General features: G+C 46.8%; 15 protein-coding genes. All 15 read right to left on the bottom strand.

Translation table 11 applies throughout. The annotated features are described in order from the left end of the window. Positions 1–99: 99 nt before the first annotated feature. Positions 100–789, bottom strand: a complete 690-nt coding sequence (pseF, locus tag G633_RS0112250; protein ID WP_026520085.1) for a pseudaminic acid cytidylyltransferase — start codon at positions 787–789, stop codon at positions 100–102. 10 nt (positions 790–799) lie between these two features. After that, positions 800–1,876, bottom strand: coding sequence for a UDP-2,4-diacetamido-2,4,6-trideoxy-beta-L-altropyranose hydrolase (pseG, locus tag G633_RS0112245; RefSeq protein WP_026520084.1), 1,077 nt, complete (start codon positions 1,874–1,876; stop codon positions 800–802). Next, on the bottom strand, positions 1,876–2,931 hold the full coding sequence (gene pseI / locus G633_RS0112240) for a pseudaminic acid synthase (RefSeq protein WP_022768071.1): 1,056 nt from the start codon (positions 2,929–2,931) through the stop codon (positions 1,876–1,878). Before pseI ends, pseG begins: the two co-directional genes overlap by 1 nt. 14 nt (positions 2,932–2,945) lie before the next feature. After that, positions 2,946–3,401 carry a GNAT family N-acetyltransferase gene (locus G633_RS18300; RefSeq protein WP_051200177.1) on the bottom strand — a complete coding sequence of 152 codons (456 nt, stop codon included), beginning with the start codon at positions 3,399–3,401 and terminating at the stop codon, positions 2,946–2,948. Positions 3,402–3,437: 36 nt separating this feature from the next. Continuing rightward, positions 3,438–4,526: a glycosyltransferase family 52 gene (locus tag G633_RS0112230; RefSeq protein ID WP_035771366.1), complete on the bottom strand. Its 1,089-nt coding sequence runs from the start codon at positions 4,524–4,526 to the stop codon at positions 3,438–3,440. Between the two features lie 137 nt (positions 4,527–4,663). Continuing rightward, positions 4,664–6,322, bottom strand: coding sequence for a hypothetical protein (locus tag G633_RS0112225; protein WP_022768068.1), 1,659 nt, complete (start codon positions 6,320–6,322; stop codon positions 4,664–4,666). A 115-nt stretch (positions 6,323–6,437) separates the two neighbouring features. Further along, a complete protein-coding gene (locus G633_RS0112220) occupies positions 6,438–8,180 on the bottom strand; it encodes a DUF6044 family protein (protein WP_026520082.1) in 1,743 nt (580 codons plus the stop codon). Beyond that, positions 8,170–9,315: an N-acetyl sugar amidotransferase gene (locus G633_RS18295; RefSeq protein WP_022768066.1), complete on the bottom strand. Its 1,146-nt coding sequence runs from the start codon at positions 9,313–9,315 to the stop codon at positions 8,170–8,172. The genes G633_RS0112220 and G633_RS18295 overlap by 11 nt, the downstream gene beginning before the upstream one ends. Positions 9,316–9,366: 51 nt before the next feature. Then, the gene (locus tag G633_RS19380) at positions 9,367–10,887 is read right to left on the bottom strand and encodes a sensor domain-containing diguanylate cyclase (protein ID WP_022768065.1); all 1,521 of its coding nucleotides are present in this window, start codon (positions 10,885–10,887) and stop codon (positions 9,367–9,369) included. Between the two features lie 34 nt (positions 10,888–10,921). Beyond that, positions 10,922–12,064, bottom strand: a complete 1,143-nt coding sequence (locus G633_RS0112205; RefSeq protein ID WP_022768064.1) for an EpsG family protein — start codon at positions 12,062–12,064, stop codon at positions 10,922–10,924. Next, positions 12,065–12,964 carry a hypothetical protein gene (locus tag G633_RS0112200; RefSeq protein ID WP_022768063.1) on the bottom strand — a complete coding sequence of 300 codons (900 nt, stop codon included), beginning with the start codon at positions 12,962–12,964 and terminating at the stop codon, positions 12,065–12,067. A gap of 76 nt (positions 12,965–13,040) precedes the next feature. Continuing rightward, positions 13,041–15,914, bottom strand: coding sequence for an excinuclease ABC subunit UvrA (gene uvrA / locus G633_RS0112195; RefSeq protein ID WP_051154880.1), 2,874 nt, complete (start codon positions 15,912–15,914; stop codon positions 13,041–13,043). A 40-nt stretch (positions 15,915–15,954) separates the two neighbouring features. Continuing rightward, positions 15,955–17,946, bottom strand: coding sequence for an excinuclease ABC subunit UvrB (gene uvrB / locus G633_RS0112190; RefSeq protein ID WP_026520081.1), 1,992 nt, complete (start codon positions 17,944–17,946; stop codon positions 15,955–15,957). A 173-nt stretch (positions 17,947–18,119) separates the two neighbouring features. Next, positions 18,120–19,778, bottom strand: a complete 1,659-nt coding sequence (locus tag G633_RS0112185) for a hypothetical protein (RefSeq protein WP_026520080.1) — start codon at positions 19,776–19,778, stop codon at positions 18,120–18,122. Between the two features lie 3 nt (positions 19,779–19,781). Further along, positions 19,782–21,788: a hypothetical protein gene (locus G633_RS0112180; protein WP_026520079.1), complete on the bottom strand. Its 2,007-nt coding sequence runs from the start codon at positions 21,786–21,788 to the stop codon at positions 19,782–19,784. Positions 21,789–21,802 lie beyond the last annotated feature (14 nt).

The raw sequence follows: 21,802 nt of genomic DNA, 5'->3' as shown, positions 1-21,802 counted from the left end.
CAATAAGTCTATGATTTCATTCCACATTATAACGCAAAGGATGACAATTTAAAAGAGGGCATTCATCCTTTATATATATCGGATGCCCCCTTTCATAACTTAACCTTCATTCAAAAGATTGTATTTAAGCTCTGCCAGTTTCCAGTCAACTTCGTTATCGATGTCCTGAACCTCAAGTTCCGAGAGCTCCATTGGAAGGATATCTCCCACCATTATCCCGCGGTTCTTGAAAAAGCTCTCGCTCCTTACCACATAAAACTGCCCTGCATCGTGGAAGTGCGGCTCAAGATCCTGGCTCCTCTTGGAAAGGTTCTCAGGCTGCCTGAAGACCAGCTTTCCGTCGTGGACCTCCATAGCCCTCTGGGGCGGATAGGAGAACCTTACAACGGGGATAAGTGAGTCGGCGTCTGATTTTGCCAGCTCCTCAACAGCGTCTTTTAACCTCTTTGCTGTTATAAACGGCGCCGTAGGATAGATGCAGCAGAAGATGTCAAACTCCTCTCCTCTTTCCTTGTAGGTATTGAGCACCTCTTCGATGACATCAACCGTTGTGGCAAAGTCGTTCGCAGTCTTCTCGCTCCTGAAGAAGGGCACCTTGGCTCCGTACTTTTTGGCAATCTCTGCAATCTCCTCATCATCTGTGGAGACCATCACTTCGTCGAATACTCCTGATGCGAGCGCCGCCTCGATGGAGTATGCGATGATGGGCTTTCCGTTGAACTCCTTGATATTCTTACGGGGAATCCTCTTGCTTCCTCCCCTTGCTGTGATCATAGCCAGTGTTTTCATAGATAAATCCTCACTTATTTTTTGTTAAAAGAGCTTTTGCAATCCTTACAGCTCCTCGGCCGTCAGTAACGCCGGAAAGGGCATTCTTCATGGCCGACAGTTTTTCTTTATTCGTCAAAAGAGCTTTCACCTGATTGCAGATATTCTGCAAGGTCTCTTCTCTGTCTCCCTCTTTGGTAACATCTCCTGCAAAAGACATTCCGCCTGTTCCCTGCCAGAATGATACGTTGAACTTCTGATTGTCAGCCACCTGATAGTAGATGACAGGGAGGCAAACAGCCGCGCACTCCGTCAGCATGGTGCCTGCTGCAGCGATGGCAAGGTCGCAGCTCCTCATCAGATCTGCCATCTGCTTTACGTTCTTTAAAACTTCCACGTTTTTATATCTGCCTGCGTAGTCTTCAAGTATATCAATGCCGGATACCATGTTGCCTGCAACGACCTTGAAATTTGCCTTTGATATAAGGTCCTGCTCCTCCATGGCCTTTATCACACCGGAGAGCATTCGGTAATTGTCCGTTCCTCCGGAAGTGACAAGGATGTTGAAGGCATCGCTTTTTGTATTGATGCGATCTGTATCTGAGTAAAACTGCTCGCGAAGTGGTGCGTAAGACAGGCCAAGAAGCAGCTCTGTTGGCGCTTTCCTGTATCCGCTCTGTCCCTTGTAGAGCTCTTTATAGTTCATGCTCTCATAGTATCCGCTGTAGTTAATGAGTATATCTACCGGATAAGGCTCTTTTCCCAGATCGTCCATGTAGGCGATGGGGCAGATATCCTTAAGCTCTTCAAAATATCTGGCAGTGACCTGATAGGAATCCACAAGAAGGGCTTTAATTTTGCGCTCATCAAGTTCGCGTCTAAGTGCCGGGATCTCTTTTTCCATGTCCTGCCAGTTACTGCCAAGAACTATCGTATCGATGCCGGAAACGCCTTTCGCATATAGGTTAACAAGCTCCCCTGACTCTTCGTCCGCCACAAAAAAGGTCACAGACTCTCCCTGCTTTACTATTTCTTTTGCGATAGTAATGCAGCGCATGACGTGACCTGTTGCGATTATTCTGTTGGCATCTGCTCTAATACCGATCATCAGTCAATAAGCTCCCAGCTAAGGGGTGTGCCTTTCTCTATGTCCTGAGACGCCTTTCTGCCAAGGACTTCCTCGTAGTGCTTGGTGTGCATTCCGATTCCCGGGCGGATGGATCTCACGTTTTCTTCAGTTATGGTCTCGCCCTTCCTAATGTCTTTTACCACGAAAAGAGATCTTGAAAGGCCGCGTTCCTTGATCTGCTTGTCAGTAAGCTTGTATTCGTAGCTTCCGAGGGCTTCTTCCATGATGCGCACTTCCTTGACCATCTGGGCAAACTCAGAGGGTTCCATGGAGAAGGCATCGTCAACGCCTCCGGCTGAGCGGTTCAGAGTAAGATGTTTCTCTATCATCCTGGCGCCGAGGGCGATGCTTCCAACGGGAATTGTTCCGCCGGGTGTGTGGTCTGAGAGGCCGACAACGCAGTCGTATTTGTCCTTAAGATTCTGCATCATGCGAAGGTTCACAAGGTTGTAGGGTGTAGGATATGCGCTGACGCATTTAAGAAGGATCACCTGGTCGTTACCCTCTTCCTTGCAGGTGTTAAGAGCGAGCTCTATATCCTCCTCGTAGGCAATTCCTGTCGCGAAGATAATGGGCTTGCCGAGCCTTGCGATCTTCCTAATAAGGGGAATGTCGTTTATCTCAAAGCTTGCGATCTTGTAGGCAGGGACATTTAAGTTTTCAAGATAATCTACAGATGTGGGGTCAAAGGGTGATGAGAACGCCTCCATTCCGAGTTTTTTGGCCTCAGCAAAAAGACCTTCGTGCCACTCCCAGGGAGTGTAGGCCTCCTCGTAGAGGTTGTGAAGGGTTCTTCCGGCCCAGAGTCCGTCGCCGGGTGTCATGAACCAGGGCTTGTCGCAGTCGATGGTTATGGTATCAGCTGTATATGTCTGGAGCTTGATGGCATCCGCGCCTGCTTCCTTGGCTGCGTGGATGATCTCTATGGCTCTGTTGTAGTCACCGTTGTGATTGCCGGAAAGCTCAGCCACTATCATGGCAGGGTGGTTTTCTCCAACAGTTTTGTTTCCGATCCTGATCTCTTTATTGAACATAGTTGTTTATCACCTCAAATTTCTTTTGTGAAGCAGTAGGAATCTTCTTCCTCTGACTGGGTATAGCCGTTTGCGATAAAGCACTTGCAGGAAGCTTTGTTGCCTTTAAGGACACTGCCTTTGAGGACGGTTATCCGCTCTCCTGCCGGCGTTTCTGAAAGGGTCTTTTCAAGAAGGGCGAGAATTTTTTTGCCATAGCCCTTTCCGCGGGCTTCGGGAGCTATCATGTAGCTGATCTCGCCGGTGGTTCCCTCTATGTCTATCCTGATATTGCCGGTTTTTTTGTTGCCGTTCATGAGGATGTACATGAGCGTGTTCTCACGGCCCAGGCGCTTTCCGAACCATAGCATGTGACTCTCAAGGTCGATCTCGTCCTTGTTAAAAGAGTTTGCGCGGGTATCGGGGTCATTTCTCCAGTTAAAGACATCCTGTGCATCTTCAATTGTCGCATTACGTAAAAACAATGCCATTTTATTTTTCCTTTTGGGCAGCAGTGCTGCTCCGAGTTACTTGTCGAGATTTTCTGTCTTTCTGTGAATGGACGGATCCTCGTATTTATCAAGGAAATCCAGGCCCAGATAGACAATCTCTTTTGCAAAATAAACATTCTCCATCTGAGTGATGACGGAGATCACTTTATCAACTTTAAAGCCCTCGATGTCGCCAAGAACTTCCATTGGGAACTTGTCTCTGATGACAACGGTGTCAGGGAACTCTTTTTCATAGTCAAGGACATCCCTGGGATGGGGCTTGATGATAACGCGGTTGTCCTCCTTGTACTCATCTATGATGTCGCCAAAGAGCTTCTTGCGGACATCCATCTCGCACAGGGGCTCTGTAAGGATCATTACCTGCGGACGAGTATCGCTGCCGTCTCCGACGAGCTGTGACACTACGCTGTCTTTGTTCTCAAGGAAGATATTAACCAGGATGGCATGATCTTCCGGGGTGAGCTTCTTGTCTAGCTCTTCTCTGGGCTCCTCCACTACATTTGGCGGAAGCGAATGATTGGCGCTGATATCGTTAACTTCATAGTCTATACAATATCTGCTGTATCCACTCTCGATAAAAATAAGTCCCAGTGCTGCCATGGCGCGCTTAAGGGGCCATGCACCTCTGTTGGCGTTGCGGGCCTGATCGTCAAGCCTTCCGGAATTAAGGCCATCCTCAACAGCGTGATAGCGAATCTTCTTGTAATTCAGGTAATAGCCAATCGGGTCCGAGTCGCAGAACACATACACGTCACTGTATGCTGAGAGGTCCGTCGGAATGTGTGGTTCCTGGAGCTTGCCAAGAAGTTTGGTATAGGTGATCCTCTGAAGAAGATTGGCAACAATGTTGCCCTTGTCCCTGTGATAGCTCATGACTTCTTCGCTGGTCACATCTTCCTTCTCATCAAACATGAAGACTCTATCGAACACTCCGGCTCTCTCGAGGCGCTCTTTTAACCTTCCGAAGTCATTGGACATTGTGCTTAGCATGATGTCCGCCTTGGCGCTTGAGTCATGTCTTTTCACCAGCTCTTTTACCACAGCTATGTAGGCGTGGTAGTAGGTGTGGCATATGTAAATTCTTGTGTTATCTCTTTTACTCATATCAACAATTATATTCTAATTGCACAAAATAAAAAAGATGAGTCACTGGGGACGTTTCAGATTGACTCATTTTGAGTCAATCTGAAACGTCCCCGGTGACTCATTTTGAGACGAACTGAAACGTCCCCGGTGACTCATTAATCCTGTACGACTGCGTATTCTACTGGCTGGCCGGAGAAGTACTCGTCGAAGATTCTGGTAAGATTGGAGTCGTCCTTAACCTCTTCGGCAGTAGCTCCGTCCTTGGCGTAGTAGTAAGTAGCGTTGCCTGCTGTGTCGAAGACTTCGGATGCTTCCTCGGCTACAACGAGCTTATTATCCTTAACTGTGTACTTGAAAACCTCATGATGTCCGCCGACGTAAATGTAACCGTCATTGAGGGTAACAGGATAAGCTGTTCCGATTGAAGCTACCTGACCGATCATTACGATAGAATCATTATCATATACAAACAGTGATGAATCGATGGCATTCTTGGTGTCATTCTCTCCGTTGTAGCATGCGCTTGAAACGAAGAATACGTCTGTATCTCCGACAGGTTCATTTGCATATCCCATGCCGGGCTTGAAGTCATCGATCATCTTGGTGAAGGTTGCGTACTTACTAAGATCAACCTTTGAATAATCGATAGGAATAAGGTCTGAGATGGGCTTAAGGTCGAGATTTAAGTATCTCTCCTCAGTCATCTTAAGTCTGTCTGTGTAATCCTCCTCGGTCATGCTCTCCCAGGTCGCTCCGTCATCGTAGCTTACAAACCATGGATTCTTCTCATCTTCGTAGCCGTCATACTTAAGCGTGAACTGCTGTATAAGATTTGTTGTGCCGGGTTCGATCTCATATAAAGCCACTTCGTTTTCATTTGCACCGCCGGAAGCAACATTTGCAAATCCGCTGTACTCAAGGGCATAGCATCTGTTTCTTGAAGTTCCGCTGATAACGTGTGCCGGCTCTCTGTTTACCATGGTGTAGATGTCGTACACCACGGTAGGCTCGCTGCTATCTCCGATAACACCGATGATGAGATCGTCAACACCATCGCTTGAGATATCCCTGTAAGCATAGCCAATCTTATCAAGTGCCTTCTCGCCCTCGTTCTGGATGAGTGCACCATACTCCGGGCTAAGGCCATTCTCCTCAAACTTGGCTGCATCCCAGCCCTCTGTGCAGGCCTGAACAAATGAATCAAGTGTAACAAAGTACAGGTCCTCACCCTTGATGCCTGCACCGTACATATAGTAATAACCATCATTTGCCTGAATGGATTCGATAATGCTGTCTGTTGCCAGATAAAGCTTGTTGTAATCCTCAGCTGATTCCATATCGGGATATGTCACGTAATCCCACTGTACATCTGATGGATAGCCCTTTAAGACATCTACAGTCTGTCCCTCGGGAGTCAGGATCTCGCCAACCTTTGTGTACATTCCGCCTGCAATGTAGTTCTTGTCTACATCTGCAACTACGGAAAATGCATATCCACCAAAGCCTGCCTCGTTACTTGCCTTGTCGTAGAAGCTGATCTCGTTACCGTTTATGTATGCAAGAAATTTGCCCTTGAATTCCTCGGGCATTGTTATTGAATAAAGATCTGTTGAAAGAACCATGTCCTCAACATAAGTAATGTCCTGACCCAAATCAGCTTCTGCAGTTTCTGTCTCGGGAGCCTGCTCTGCAACCTCCTGCGCTGCCTCAGTCTCCTGTGCCTGCTCTGCAGGTGCTTCTGCTACCTGCTGTGTTCCGCAAGCTGTAAGTCCAAACATAACACCAACCATTAAAAGTGCAATTCTTCTCTTCATAATAAATCTGTCTCCTCTTCTCTCTTAAGCGACCGTTGTGGCCTATCATTTTTCTCAACAAAATGATAATAGCATTAGATTTATCACAGAATTATCACACCAATCTCAAGGTGCTTTAAAGTTCATAAACAAAAATGGTATAAGGACTGCTCTCATCCGTGTAACTGCCAACCAGATTAAGGCCGATATCTGCAGCATTACTGATTTCAAACCTTGCAAATATATATTTGCAGTCAAGACTCCTTAGCTCATCCATGTCGGCAACAAGTCTCTTGTCTACGGGATCCATAACGCGAAGTGGTGCGTAGGTGTTTTCATCATCAGCTGAGATAAGGTTGACCCTTGCTCCCCATCCGACGAAGTATGAAGCAAGCGAAGGTGAGCCTTCAAAAGCAGGCTCAATAACCTTGGTCCACTTATCCTTGTACTCCTGAGCATACATGCCGAGATATCCGTCAACGGAAGCAATACCGTTGTAGTTGAGGATAGCGGGATGGAAGCCGTAGGTAGCAGACCATTCGCCGTTATAATCAATCTCGTCCTTGATCTTTTCAAAAAGCTTAGCTGAATAGAACTCGTTGTAATTAACCGTGCTGGTCTCTTTGTGCTTAATAACCTTGTACGCCTGGTTGTAGCAGGTGTAGTAGAAATCGTTGTAAACCTGCGGAACAAACATTACAACAACCACTGCCAGGGCGACAATAACGTTTGCCAGCAGCTTAAGGTTCTTTTTCCCATAATCGTACATGCGGATGCAAACAAGAAGAAGCTCTGCGTACCACAGGAAGGTGTTAAAGTAAGCTGTACGTGCAAACTCAAAGCCTGTAAGGGGCGGAAGCAGCATTTCAAAGAGATGCCTGAAAGGTGCAAACTGATACAGACCAAAGATCAACACGTTGAAGATGATCCAGAGCATCACCAGATTAATTGGATCTGTCAGTATCTCTTTTGCCTTACCTGCTCTTACGTGGCCGATGTTGATAAGAACCATTGCAATCAGCACCACTCCCAGCACAATGTAGGTATGTGAATCCTCCGAGTGGAAGGATGCGTTCACAAATTCACTAAAGGCAGTAGCCATGGCCTGTCCGAAGGACAGATCGCCGTGGTCCATGGTGGTCCTGATGGTGACAGTATCCGTTCCGAGCATCTGCCCGAAAAGCCTGTACTCGAGAAGGATATATCCCAATGAGAGAACAACGATTGATGCGAAGGTGCTCTTTGGGAATTTCCTGTCCCTGATCCACAGGATGATAACCGCACAGACCATGTAGCTCAGGATAAAGAAGCCATGGTATGAGAAGTAGGAAATCAGCGGATAGAAGAACACTGCCACATACCACGGAAGTCTCTCTTTAAAGCTCTGCGCGAAGTAGAGCTTTCTCAGGAAAAGAACTATAAAAGGCACCGAGGTAAATGCAATACCATAGGTCGGGAAAACCGGTATCATTCCGAAAGCTGCTGCGATGACGATAACAAGGGGCTTATAGTTTTCGTAGCGCTCCTTATATATGTCTTTGGCCAGGAGGATGAAAGACAACATTCCGATGGCTATCTTGGCAGCGTAGCCGGCAAGGTACGCCCAATAGGTGGGCAGAATTATGTAAAAGAAATTGTAGAGATTAAACTCAGAACCGAAGAGGTCCCTTGGCACTCCGTGAAGAATGGGAGCGTCAACTCCGTGGGCAAACCAGAGATGCGCCTTCTTTAGCATCTCGTAGTGGCCCATAAACAAATCTAAATTATCGTGGATCTGAAAATAGCTCTCCCCACGAAATACAAGGAACACTGCCGCTTGTATAAGAAGCAGTGTTCCTGTTAAGTACATATACCAATACTTTTTTATCTTATGATTCATAGTCCTCACCAACTGTGAACTTAGGAGTCCATTTTCCGTTTACTTTCTCAAAGAGATCTCTGTTGACGTACTTATCAACAACTTCCCAGAACTCTGCCTCGGTGATAGACAGATACTTGCAGGCCTTGGCGATGTACTGCTGACCGCAGAGTCCGTCGTACTCATTTACGTACCACTTTCCGTCTTCTCTTGAGAATCGGCCCTCTCTGATGTCGTAGCAGATCTCATCTGTAGCGTATCCGAAACCGAACTTTAAGTACTTGATCATCTGGTTAGGAATCTGAAGATCGCAGTCGAGAGCTGTGTATCTTCTGTAGCGGCCAAGATCATGAAGATCTCCTGATCTTCCGGTAAGTCCTCTTGCAACAGCAAAGTCTGCGTTGCTGACCTGTGACCATTCTTTGGTGTAGTACTGAAGGAATATAGCCTTGATGCCCTTAGCCTGCATCTCCTCAACGGTAGGAATCTTGTAGAGGAAAAGATCTTTTTCAGTAATGTTGTTTGAAAGATCAACGAAGCTGTCTACGCTGGCTCCACGGATTGTCTCAAGCTGCATTACAGAGAAAGCGTTACCTGTTGCTTCCTGGTTCTTGGCAGCGCCAAGAGTAAGAGCTGCGTTCTCGCCCTGGATGATAAGAGGGATGTTGAACTTAACAGCCATGATGTATGAAGAAGCCCAGAGGCAGTACTCTGAAGCTGCGATGATATTGCCGCGCTCAAAGAATGACTTTCTTGCGAGCTTCTTGGCAACGATAGGATTTGGACGGATTGAGATGATGTCAAAACCAAGGTTGTTTAAGTTATTGATGTTCTTGCGACCGATCTCTGTGATCTCGTCAGGCATGCAGTTGATAAGAAGGGGATTAAGTCCAAGCTTCTCCTTGGCATATACTGCCTGGAAGGTTGAATCCTTACCTCCGGAAACACCGATGATACAGTCATAGATATTTCCTCTCTTCTTGGCCTCTGCCTTGGCTTCCTCAGCAAAGCCCCTGAGCTCTGCCTCTCTTGCAGCCCAGTCTATTGTAGCCTTGGATTCCTCGTATCTGCAGGCAAAACAGATCTGCTCATCATCGAATATGATGCCCGGTCTTGTATCCGGCTGAAGGCATCTCTTGCAATATCTCATCTTCATGTCTAAATCCTCCGAAAATCTTATGAATAAATTATCCCGTTAAGTATACAATTATTGTTTTCTTCTGTCTATTCCCGCAGCCTTGTAGTATTCAGCCTTATCACTGTACATCATTCTGTCCGCCACCTTCTCAAGGTCTTCTACAGAAAGTTCAGGATGATCTTTATGGGCTGCATAGCCTACGGCTATTGTAAGTACATTCTGATATTTGCCATGCCAGGATGCAGCCTCATTCTTCATATCAGTCAAAAGAGCTTTTGAGTCATCGGTATGTACAATAGCAATAAACTCATCACCGCCGGTACGATAAACCTTGCCCCTCGAGGCAACTGCCTTTAACAAACATTCAGAACAAGCCTTTATGAGCTCATCTCCTGCAGCATGACCCTTGGTATCATTGGCGGCTTTCAGTCCGTTTACATCAATTGAGAAAACAGAGAAATCGTCCTCGATCTCTTTTTCATGATACACAAGTATATCTTCCTCGTAGCATCGTCTGTTATAGAGTCTTGTGAGCTCATCCGTCATCGCTATACGAATAAGGTGCTCTTCTCGTCTCTTCTCTTCTTCTATGCTTTGGATAGTAAAGACAACGATCATCGGTCTGCCGTCATCGCCTCTTTCAGCCACAATGTACTGAGCTCTGAACCATCCGCTGTACTTGTTGATGAACTCACCGGATATGATCTTTTTGTCTCCAAGCCTGTCCTGAACAGTAGTTATATTTGTAAAATTGATAAACGCTTGTGCCTGGTCCTCTACAATATCCCCCATAATCTGGCGGGTCATATAAGTGTGGTCATACACAGCAAAGTCAAGCTTCTTCTCGTGGAGCTTGTCATCTGCATTATCGTCTCTTAAAGGGCGCTCAGTCATCTTGTAGAAGTCAATGAGGTTAACCTTGTCATAAATCTCCGCCATTGAATCCAGAATGTCGAGCTGCTCTGTCATCTGAGTTTCATGCTCTATCAGATCTTCCTGCTGGACCATTGTGTCCCGGAAATAGGTTGACGCCAGTCTTCCAAGGGCAAGACCTGCGAATGTCATGATAATGGTCTCTATGGTATATCCGCCAATTGCATTAAGAAAATACGCCAGCGTTGTCTCATAGTCTGACCTCATACCGGAAAAATAAGGCGCTACCATCCATGTAGAAAGCAGCATCAGACAGTAGTTGGATATTACAGCGAAAATATATATCCTGGTATCACAAAACAGCAGGCTAAGGAGCGGCACTAAAAACCAGGTCAGATAAACCGCGACACGTCCATAGGTCATATGAGCCAGGAGCATGTTAAAAGCCAACAGTGCAGTAATACTAGTCACCACAGAATCCGGCCACTTCTTAAGCATCAGATAATGTCCAAAGGCAAGTATCGCCACTATCACAGATATCTGAATGCATATATCATAATCCACATTCTTGAATATATCTCCTGCGACTCCAAGCGCTATTGCCGGTCCTGTAAAAATGCAGAACCACAAAACGACATTGAGGGATTTGTTTACTGCTATTCGATTTTTCCTTAAAAATTCTGCATAGGATTTTGTTTTCTGGGGGGCATTATCCATATTAGTCCTCCTGTAGTGGCTTTATATCAGATCTTTAGAACGTATCCGTCTGGTTGAGCCATCTGTGATCGTAAAAGAGCCAGCTCTTATATGGCAGTACTCTTACGCCCATCTTGTCTGCTTCTCTAAGGAAATACAAAAAGTAAAGAACGCAGAAGGCGATTACTGCAGTTGTAACTGCCTTTTTCTTTTTTGGGTTCTTTATGCTGCAGATGATATTTGGCAAAAGAAGCATCTGCGCCGTTGTCAGATAGTATGAAAATCTCGTTACCAGAGGAAGCCAGTAACAGTTCAGGTAAAGAGCAGTTCCCATGATGTTCATGTTGAAATACATGCGATTGTCGATGCGGTTTTTGATGGCATCTTCGTAGCAGATGAGGCATATCACCAGGACAAAAATGCATCCTGCTATCGGAGCTGCATAATCAATAATTGTATGAACTTCCTCGATATACACGGTATTTCTGTATGAAGGATAGAGCTTAAGTGCAATATCCATTATCTGTTTGTTAAAGAGTCCTACCACAGCAGCAAAGACTGCCAAAAGAGCTATCGCCCATTTCTTCCACTGCACCCTTGCCAGAAGGTACATAGGAATTACTACCAGCACAGACTTGTGGAAGGTTGCTGCAAACAGTATCAGTACAAAGAACTTGATGATACCCTGCCAGTCTATATCCACCAGATAGCGCAGTGCAAAGGTGGCGATGGCCAGCGCAAAGTAATACCTGACAGTATTAAAGCTCTTGTAGTAAAGGCCAAATGTCATGAATATGAAAAAACCCCAGGCAAAGCTGTCGCTCTGATCCCTGATCACTTTCAGGAAAACAGCTACTATGGCGGCTCCGAAAACTCCGAACATCAGAAGATAATCTTCCTTGCCTGAGAGTGTGTATAGTATCCTCACAGCCAGATTAAATCCGGGTTCGGTAACAACATATCCCCTCTGGAATATCTCATGGCAGGTAACCACGTAGGTTCCGTAGTCATTGCCAACCTCGTGGCGAAGAGCTGCAAGGGTTGTAAGTATCACAAACACAGAAACAAGACACAGAGCATTAAGAGCTCTCTGCCTTGTAGTATATCCCATCAATATTTCACCATGCGCTTTAGAAACTGTCTGAACATGGCAAGCCAGCACGATGGTGATGGCAGCTATCAGCACGTAAAGAACCATTTACTCCATCACTCCGACTATTTTTATATCCTGCTTCCTAAGGGTATAGACCACCTTGTCCATAACCTCTGTCTTATCTTTTCCGGATCTGAGCTTAAGGATAACTCCGTCCGCTGCTCTCATTCTGTCGAATTCATCAAGATCATATCTGAACTGATCTGTGGCAAGCTCTATATAGTTGCCATCATACTGCAAAAGATGTGATCTGTTGGCGTTGTACTCGTCGGTATCTCTTTTGCCAAGGTAAGGGATCTGTGGGTATCTGATGACCCAGTCTCTCTCGGTGTAGATGGCATCGTCAAAAATTCCGTATAAAAGAACTGCAAACAGACTTACGAAAAGACCTATGAGAGCACCTAAAAATGCTGCATTGCCCTCTCTGGTATACTCGTCATACTCCTCAATCTCCGCATCTGTCCAAAGATCGATTGATGCTATCATGTCCAATACATCTGCAAATGCAGGAAGTGCAACCTTGTAGGCATCAGAAATGCTCTGTATCATCTCCTTGTCTGTACCTGTAACAACAACGGTGAGAATCCTGTAATCTCCGAGGATCTCTCCCTTGACGGACTCAAGTATCTGAGCCTTGGTAATGCCGGGGGCAACTTCCAGTACCTTGTTCACAACAGGGTCATCTCTTAATATTCCGTCCCAAGTATAGGCATTGAAATAATCCGGTCCCTGAGGAAATGCCTCGTAATCAAAGTTTATATAATAGTCGTTTCTTATGCGGTAAACTGTATTGCCACTCTTTACATTGCTATAGATCACATAGCTGACAAATCCCAGCAGCGCACCGAGTGCTGTTACTGCAATGACAATCCAGAATCTCTTTACAAACTGTCTAAAGAACCTTTTAAGGTCTATAGGTCTTGTATCAAAGTCCTTTGTGGACATGTTTTCCCTCCCCCGGATGGCAAAATTTACTCTATTTTAATAATAAGAATTGAGCCGTCCCAATGCAACAACCTATTTACTTAAGGAGTCTCTTTATGTATGCGCCTGTATAGGACTTTTTGCACTTTGCAACTTCTTCAGGAGTTCCGGCAACAACCACTGTACCGCCCTTGGAACCTCCCTCGGGGCCCATATCTATGATATAGTCTCCGGTCTTGATAACGTCCAGGTTGTGTTCAATGACAACAACGGTGTTTCCCTGATCAACAAGAGTGTGCATGATCTTAACAAGCTTCTGGACATCTGCAAAATGAAGACCTGTTGTGGGCTCATCCAGGATATAAACGGTCTTGCCTGTTCCAACCTTGGAAAGCTCAGTTGCAAGTTTGATCCTCTGAGCCTCACCACCGGAGAGCTCTGTGCTGGGCTGACCCAGCTTCACATAACCAAGTCCTACATCGTAGAGAGTCTGGATCTTGCGCTTGATGGTCTTAACATTCTCAAAGAACTTGAGAGCCTCCTCTACTGTCATATCCAGGACATCGTATATGTTCTTGCCCTTGTATCTGACTTCCAGAGTCTCGTGGTTGTATCTCTTACCTCCGCAGACTTCACAGGGCACATAAACATCAGGAAGGAAGTGCATCTCGATCTTGATGATACCGTCTCCTCCGCAGGCTTCGCATCGTCCGCCCTTAACGTTAAAGGAGAATCTTCCCTTCTTGTAACCCCTTGCCTTAGCGTCGGGAGTTCCCGCAAAGAGATCTCTAATCATGTCAAATACGCCGGTATAGGTTGCAGGGTTTGAACGTGGTGTTCTTCCGATAGGCGACTGATCTATGGCAATTACCTTATCAACCTGCTCAAGTCCCTCAATGGCCTTGTGCTTGCCGGGGATAACTCTTGCCCTGTTTAGATCTCTTGCCAGGTGCTTGTAGAGGATCTCGTTGACAAAAGAGCTCTTGCCTGACCCGGATACACCGGTAACAATGGTCATTACTCCAACCGGAACATCTATGTCGATGTTCTTAAGGTTATTTTCCTGTGCACCTTTTATCTTGAGCCAGCCCTTTGGCTGTCTTCTGGTAGCAGGAACTTCTATCTTGAGTTTTCCGGACAGGTACTGGCCTGTCACAGACTCTTTTACCTTCATGATATCCTCGGCAGTTCCGCAGGCAACGATCTTGCCTCCGTGTGAGCCGGCTCCGGGACCAACGTCAACGATGTAATCCGCAGCTCTCATGGTATCTTCATCGTGCTCAACCACGATAAGGGTATTGCCAAGGTCTCGCAGGTTCTTAAGTGTATTAAGGAGCTTGTCATTGTCCCTCTGATGGAGACCGATACTGGGCTCATCTAGGATGTAACATACTCCGCAGAGGCCTGAGCCAATCTGGGTTGCAAGCCTTATTCTCTGAGCTTCTCCGCCGGAAAGAGTTCCCGTTGCTCTCGAGAGAGACAGATAGTCCAGTCCCACATCTACAAGGAATCCAACTCGTGCCTTGATCTCCTTGAGTACCTGGGCTCCTATCATCTCCTGCTGAGTTGTGAGCTTCATGTTCTCGAGATAGCTTTGAAGCTCATCTATGGACATGGAAGTGATCTCGTAAATATTCTTGTCATCTATGGTTACAGCAAGCGACTCCTTCTTAAGTCTCTGACCGCCACAAAGCTGGCAGGGAGTAATTCTCATAAACTCCTCATACTCTGCCTTCATAGCTTCAGAGAAAGTCTCTCTGTAACGCTGTTCTACGTTCTTGATAAGGCCGTCAAATTTGATGGGGTAATCACCTTCGCCCCTCTGACCCTTATAGTGAACCTTAACGGTTCTGTCAGAACCGTAAATTATCATATTCTGAACTTCTTCAGACAGATCCTCGAAAGGTGTATCAAGGCTGAATTTGTATTCCTTGGCAAGTGTTCGGAGTACGGCGTTACTAAAGCTTGAGTCCTTGTTGGCTGACTGCCATCCCATTACAACGATACATCCGTCATTGATGGACAGACTCTTATCGGGGATCATGAGATCGGCATCAAATTCCATCTTGTAGCCAAGTCCCACACAATCAGGGCATGCGCCGAAAGGATTGTTGAAAGAAAAGCTTCTGGGCTCGATCTCAGGGATACTGATTCCGCAGTCAGGACACGCAAAGCTCTGACTAAAGCTCAGTTCCTGTCCGTCAACTACGTCCACAAGAAGAAGTCCCTCTGTAAGCTGAAGGGCATTCTCTATGGAATCGGTAAGTCTGCGGCGAAGATTCTCATTGTCATCTCTGACCACGATTCTGTCTACGATGATCTCGATGTTGTGCTTGATATTCTTGTCCAGCTTGATCTCTTCTTCGGAAATGTCGTACTGGCTGCCATCAATCCTGGCTCTTACATAACCTGCACGCTTAGCTCTGTCCAGGGTCTTCTGGTGTTCACCCTTTTTACCTCTGACAACAGGTGCAAGGATCTGGAGCTTGGTTCCGTCACCCAGGGCCATGATCTGATCGCACATCTCATCCACTGTCTGTCGGCGGATCTCTCTTCCGCAATTGGGGCAGTGAGGAATACCAATCCTCGCGTAGAGAAGCCTGAAATGATCGTAGATCTCAGTAACTGTTCCAACGGTAGATCTGGGGTTCTTGTTGGTGGATTTCTGGTCGATGGATATTGTGGGGGAAAGTCCCTCGATTGCCTCAACATTGGGCTTGTCCATCTGTCCCAGGAACATTCTGGCGTAGGATGAAAGAGACTCCATGTAGCGTCTCTGACCCTCTGCAAAGATGGTCTCAAAAGCAAGAGACGACTTACCTGAACCTGACACACCGGTCAGGACTGTAAGAGTCTCCCTCGGGATCTTTACATTTACATGTTTTAAGTTATGTTCACTGGCACCACGAACCCTGATATAGTCGTGTATATCAGAGGGAAGAATCCTCTTGGTGGTATTCTTTTTGGTCATTCTGTTATCTGACATTTATATCTCCTAAACTCTTGAATGCTCACAGCCCTTGCGTAATCTCTGTGTGCACCTTCTTAAGATCGATGAGCTGATCACGCAGCATTGCAGCCGTCTCGAAATCCAGCTCTGTAGCGGCCCTTTTCATCTTCTTCTGAACCTGGGCGATGAGCTTCTCCAGTTCGTCTCTGTCCATGGATTCCGGGTCCTTCTCAAACTTAACTTCTTCCTTGGCAACTGCCTTGGTAACTGCAATGAGGTCACGAACTGCCTTCTTGATGGTCTGAGGTGTTATGCCATGTTCCTCGTTATATTTCTGCTGAATTGCGCGACGTCTCTTGGTCTCATCTATAGCCTTCTTCATGGAATCGGTCATGTTGTCGGCATACATTATTACGTGGCCTTCAGAGTTTCTGGCTGCACGTCCGATGGTCTGAATGAGAGAAGTCTCAGAACGAAGGAATCCCTCTTTATCCGCATCTATTATGGCAACCAGGGATATCTCCGGAATATCAAGCCCCTCCCTTAAAAGGTTGATACCCACAAGAACGTCAAAGACATCAAGTCTCATATCCCTGATGATCTCAGCTCTCTCCAGAGTATCAATATCCGAGTGCAGATACTTGACCCTGATCCCTGACTCTGCAAGGTACTGGGTCAGATCCTCTGCCATGCGCTTGGTTAGCGTGGTTACAAGGACCTTGTTCTTGTTGTCTATCTCTTTCCTGATCTCACCTATAAGATCATCTATCTGTCCCTCAACAGGGCGTACGTCGACCTCCGGGTCCAAAAGACCTGTCGGCCTTATTACCTGCTCTGCACGAAGAAGCTCATGTTCCTCTTCATACTTACCCGGAGTTGCCGAGCAGAACAGCATCTGATCGATGTGCTGCTCAAACTCCTCAAAATTAAGAGGTCTGTTATCAAGAGCAGATGGCAGTCTGAAGCCATAGTCCACCAGTGTAAGTTTCCTGCTCCTGTCGCCGTTGTACATGGCTCCGACCTGAGGAATGGTCATATGGGACTCATCTACGATGATCAAAAAGTCATCGTCAAAGAAGTCAAGAAGTGTCAGCGGAGGCTCGCCGGGTTTGGCAAAATTAAGGTGCCTTGAGTAGTTCTCAATTCCGGAACAGAACCCCGTCTCCCTCATCATCTCAACATCAAAGTTGGTGCGCTCAGCAATTCTCTGAGCCTCTATAAGTCTGTCCTCACCCTTAAAGAACCTGACCTGTTCCTCAAGCTCTTTCTCAATGTTGTCACAGGCTGCGTTGATCTTCTCCTGAGGTACAACATAGTGCGAAGCAGGGTAGATCATGACATGAGTCAGTTCGCTCTTGACCTTGGAAGTTACAGGTTCCACCTCACAGATCCTGTCTATCTCATCTCCGAAGAACTCAATCCTAATGAGGTAATCATCAGCGTTAGCGGGGAAAACCTCAACCGTATCTCCCCGAACCCTGAAGCTGCATCTTCCAAGTTCCATGTCATTTCTGTCGTACTGGATCGCCACCAGGTCCTTGATCAGTTCATCTCTGTCCTTGGTCATGCCGGGGCGCAGAGATACTGACATGCCCTTAAATTCCTCAGGGCTTCCAAGGCCGTAGATGCAGGACACACTGGCAACAACGATCACATCCTTCCTCTCTGCAAGGGATGCTGTTGCAGAAAGTCTTAGCTTGTCTATCTCGTCGTTGATCGCAGAATCCTTGGCAATATAAGTATCAGTCTGTGGCACATAGGCCTCAGGCTGGTAATAGTCGTAGTAGGACACAAAGTACTCTACAGCATTCTCCGGGAAGAACTCCTTCATCTCTCCGTAGAGCTGTCCTGCAAGAGTCTTGTTGTGGCTGATGATAAGTGTGGGCTTATTGAGCGCAGCAATGACATTGGCCATGGTAAAGGTCTTACCAGAGCCCGTTACACCCAGCAGCGTTTCAAACTGATTGCCCTCTTTAAAACCATCAACTAATTTCTTGATTGCCTGGGGCTGATCACCCGTCGGCTTATATTCCGAATGTAATTTGAAGTCCATGTTTTACCCTCAAATTTATGTCCACGAACAATAAGTGCATATACGTTGTCAGTATATCATTTCCGATGTACATTGTCTATGTTTTTTAGAACATTTGTTCGTGCTATTGCCTGTTGGCCTGGAGAAAATATAAGCAGGGTTTTCTCGCACGATATTTATAAAAACCCCTAAAGTCATCTAAGATAATACTGCGCGAAATCTGTCAGGGCCCTCACATCAATTCGGTAGAGGATATCGCAGAAGCTTCGCAGGTAGATATAGAGGAACAGCACTCCGGTGATAATAAACACCGCCCTGATCTTCCCTCTTTTAGAAAGCGCCACAAACAGCGGAAACAGAATGCAGCAGACAAGGGCAAAGACAATTATAGCAGTCCCGAGGTTCGAGATTACGTCCTTCGTTACAGACACTCCCGTCATGTCAAAGCAAATATTCATGGACATAAGGGAATGAACATAGCAATCGATTCCCTTCATTGCCTGGGCAATCGCCGCGATAAAGAAGGCCGACAAAAGTATCATAACCGCCCAAACACAGCCTGACATTCGAAGCAGCATCTTCCTGACACAAATGTCACCACATTCCCCATAGCCGCCATTATTCCCAATTTCTCTACAATTCCCTATTTCATCAGGATTCCCATCATCACCGCGGCTCCCATCTCCACCACTGACAGAAAGCCTGGCCAGGGCATATAAGCCTGCGAACAGCATCAAAGGCAGCGTGCTTTCCAGGTAGCGCCCAAACACCAGGTGGTCACACCTCTCCACAGCTATGCCCTGCCAGTAGTCATACAAGGTCTCGAAGAAGAACAGTACGCCCAGAAGAAGCGCGCCCACATAAAGGATTACTCCAAGCAGGCAGATGGTTCTGAACTTGTCCGGAAACGCCACATTCACCTTCTTAAAGCCCAGGGCACAGGCAAAAGAGATAAGGATCCCCAGTAAGCTGATCCCCAGCCCGGAAAAAGAGCTGTTAAAAAACCACCCAAGCACAGTGCGAAGCACCACCTTAAGCCCAAGCGGGGAAAAGAGCTTTTGGTAGATCTCAATGTGCAGAAAGGCACTCAGAAGGTTATGCTTTAATTCTGCGCCATGATAGACATAGAGCTTTTGCCACGCATCAAGGCCCCTGTCCAGGATCAAAGCCACCACAAGATTTGCGCCAAATACGAATGGACTGACCAGAGGCTTCTTATCCTTCACAGCCCGAATGATCAGGAAAAGAACTGTTCCCAGCACCACAATTATCCCGCGCTGGTGCGCCATAAAGGCAAAAGCGCAGCTCCAGGCCAAAAGCGCACTCAGAAGGCGTTTGCGCCCGGTGGCGCCAGCACCATTTCTAACGCTTTCAAGCTCCAGCAGCATGTACAGAACCACCCAGGGCACCAGAAACAGCGACGGCTCTGCCCAGGTAAGCTTGCCATAGAGCAAGGCTGCCGGCATGCATCCGGAGATAAGGGCTATACAGGCCGCATCGAATGAAGGCATAGCAAGATGCCTTTCACCTATCCTGTAGGCCAAGACCGGACCAAAAGCCATAAGTGCACTGTTAACCAGCAAAAGAGCCTTATACCTCACCACAGGATCGTGGACACATAAAAATACAGGCAGATAGAACAGACTCTGCCCGTATTTGTAATAAAAGCCTTTTTCAACAAGGAAATCACCCCAGTCATGACCAGTAAGGAAAGCAGCTGCGCCCATGGTTCCAAGAGAATCCTCCACAAAGGGAGCCGACAGGAACAAAGCCGGAATAGCAGAGAGAAGAAATGCAAGCGCATACAAACAAACGCCCATATTCACTTTACGTCCCAAATCACCAGCCTTCATTCCTTACTCCCCGATGCTGTTGATCGTAAGCTGCATCGATGTGACTTCGTCGCCCATGACACCTGCTGTCACGCCCTCATCAACGTACTCGTAGCCATCAGCAACCTCAATATCCCTGATTTCATATTTTGAACCGCAAGGTACGCCATCGCAGAAATCATTCAAATCCGAATCCACTCTTCTGCCATCAACGTAAACAGAGAAGGTTGCCACATCGCCAAGATTCCCCTTCAAATTCCCATCAATAAGGCCGTTTACATCAAGCACAGGATAGAAATACCTGTAGAGCACAGTGTTATTCCCCTCTACGGTTGTCTCACCGGAGGCACCAACATAATCATAAACATCACTGTAGGACTTTCTCTCTTCATCGTTTCCAAAAAGCGCCGGATCCAGAACATCCCCTGACTGCGCCCGGATTATCCTTGGCTGAAGGGTGTAGCCCTTGCTACTCTTACCGGCAGTCAGGTACGCATCGGTTTCATCCGTGATCTGGCGGATCCTGTTATCATGGGCATCCACCAGCCAATCCTCTATGGTCACATAGCTGTCACCCTCCCTTGGCACGAACTTAAGCCTCATGGTGCGGGCGTAGCTTCCCATAGTCAGCTCATCGGCCACAGAGGGCTTATATTCGCAGGACCAGTCATCATAACCTGACATCTCAACCCTGTACCGGGCCTGTGCGGGGATCCCCTGCCTGAAATCATAAACATCTTCAGCTTCCAGCTTGCCGTTCACATAGAGATTAAACCTGCCAAGGCCCTTGGTGTTGTCAGCCTGGTTCCCGTTCACATCGGCAGCAATGTCCAGAACCGGATAGAAATATCTGTACACCGTCATGTTATCCCTATTGACCGTAATCTCATCCGAGCAGGATACGTACATGAAGTCCTCAGAGTATGCATTATATGAAGGATCGCACCCCCAATCGGCGGCGCTTACCACATCTCCCTTGGAGGCAGCAAGCTCCCTGTTCACCACCGGGTATTTCCTTCCGCTCTTCCCGGCACTTAGGTAGCTGTCAATCTTATCCGTTATCTCAAGCTTTCGGTCACCCTTTTCATCAATGACCCAGTCTTCACACCTGACAGTATATTCCCCCTGTCTTGTGGCAAAAGAAATATCCACATTATTACGGGTACTCCCCATAACTCCAGAAAGTTCCGCCTCCTCATCATACTTATAGGCAGGATTGGTATTCTTGGGAACCACTTCATATTTCGACCCAAAGGGCACACCACCGCAAAAATCCCAGGCTTCCGCAGTGACAAGCTTATCATCAACATAGAGGTCAAAGCGTCCAACATCCCCGTCAGCAATTTCATTCTCAGATGGACTTACGCCATCAAGACGATAGTTCACATCAAGCACAGGATAGAAATACCTGTATACTACCATCTCATCTTCCGTTACCGTTATCTCCCCAGAATTACCCACATACATGTAATCCGAGTGATAAACCTTGTATGCCTTGTCATCTCCCCATCTGGAAGGATTTATCTTATCTCCGTTTTTAACCTGTACAGTCCTTTCCTGGGCCTTATAATTCTTGGTACTCTTCCCATCCTTAAGGAATTTATCGATATCCGAAGTTATCTCCTGCACAGGAGTCCCTTTGGCATCCACGATCCAGTCCTGGCAAGTGACATTGAGCTGATCTGACCAGTTGGCAGTAAAGCTTAAGTTCCCAAGGCGGCCGTTTCCAACAGTAACGTTCCTTGACGGCTTATCACCATTTGACCCGGTCCAGCCCACAAACCTGAAGCCCTCCCTTGTGGGTATACCCAGATCAATAGCCCCGGAGTTTATGTTATAGGTCTCCACCATGGGCTCCGACTCATCCCCCAGATCCAGAGTAATGGTATAAGTGCTAAACAGGATCACCGCAGAACCAATAAGCATGAAAAGAACTATCACCACAATTACAAAAAGAAGAAGTGTGACGTGAAAGGTCCTGCTGTTTATCAGTTTTTTTAACTTGTTTTCCTTTTTCTTTTCCCCGTTCATAAAAATCCCAACAA

This window comes from Butyrivibrio sp. FCS006, assembly GCF_000424525.1.
GTDB lineage: Bacteria > Bacillota > Clostridia > Lachnospirales > Lachnospiraceae > Butyrivibrio.
Note: the sequence above shows the minus strand (reverse complement) of the source record. Positions and strands in the feature narration are given on the sequence as shown.

Coding starts and splice junctions, on each gene's coding strand:
- G633_RS0112180 (WP_026520079.1), bottom strand. CDS start 21,788: ATGAACGGGGAAAAGAAAAAGGAAAACAAGTTAAAAAAACTGATAAAC.
- uvrB (WP_026520081.1), bottom strand. CDS start 17,946: ATGGACTTCAAATTACATTCGGAATATAAGCCGACGGGTGATCAGCCC.
- G633_RS0112185 (WP_026520080.1), bottom strand. CDS start 19,778: ATGAAGGCTGGTGATTTGGGACGTAAAGTGAATATGGGCGTTTGTTTG.
- pseI (WP_022768071.1), bottom strand. CDS start 2,931: ATGTTCAATAAAGAGATCAGGATCGGAAACAAAACTGTTGGAGAAAAC.
- G633_RS0112230 (WP_035771366.1), bottom strand. CDS start 4,526: ATGAGTAAAAGAGATAACACAAGAATTTACATATGCCACACCTACTAC.
- G633_RS18295 (WP_022768066.1), bottom strand. CDS start 9,315: ATGAAGATGAGATATTGCAAGAGATGCCTTCAGCCGGATACAAGACCG.
- G633_RS0112225 (WP_022768068.1), bottom strand. CDS start 6,322: ATGAAGAGAAGAATTGCACTTTTAATGGTTGGTGTTATGTTTGGACTT.
- pseF (WP_026520085.1), bottom strand. CDS start 789: ATGAAAACACTGGCTATGATCACAGCAAGGGGAGGAAGCAAGAGGATT.
- G633_RS0112220 (WP_026520082.1), bottom strand. CDS start 8,180: ATGAATCATAAGATAAAAAAGTATTGGTATATGTACTTAACAGGAACA.
- uvrA (WP_051154880.1), bottom strand. CDS start 15,914: ATGACCAAAAAGAATACCACCAAGAGGATTCTTCCCTCTGATATACAC.
- G633_RS0112205 (WP_022768064.1), bottom strand. CDS start 12,064: ATGGTTCTTTACGTGCTGATAGCTGCCATCACCATCGTGCTGGCTTGC.
- G633_RS18300 (WP_051200177.1), bottom strand. CDS start 3,401: ATGGCATTGTTTTTACGTAATGCGACAATTGAAGATGCACAGGATGTC.
- pseG (WP_026520084.1), bottom strand. CDS start 1,876: ATGATCGGTATTAGAGCAGATGCCAACAGAATAATCGCAACAGGTCAC.
- G633_RS19380 (WP_022768065.1), bottom strand. CDS start 10,887: ATGGATAATGCCCCCCAGAAAACAAAATCCTATGCAGAATTTTTAAGG.
- G633_RS0112200 (WP_022768063.1), bottom strand. CDS start 12,964: ATGTCCACAAAGGACTTTGATACAAGACCTATAGACCTTAAAAGGTTC.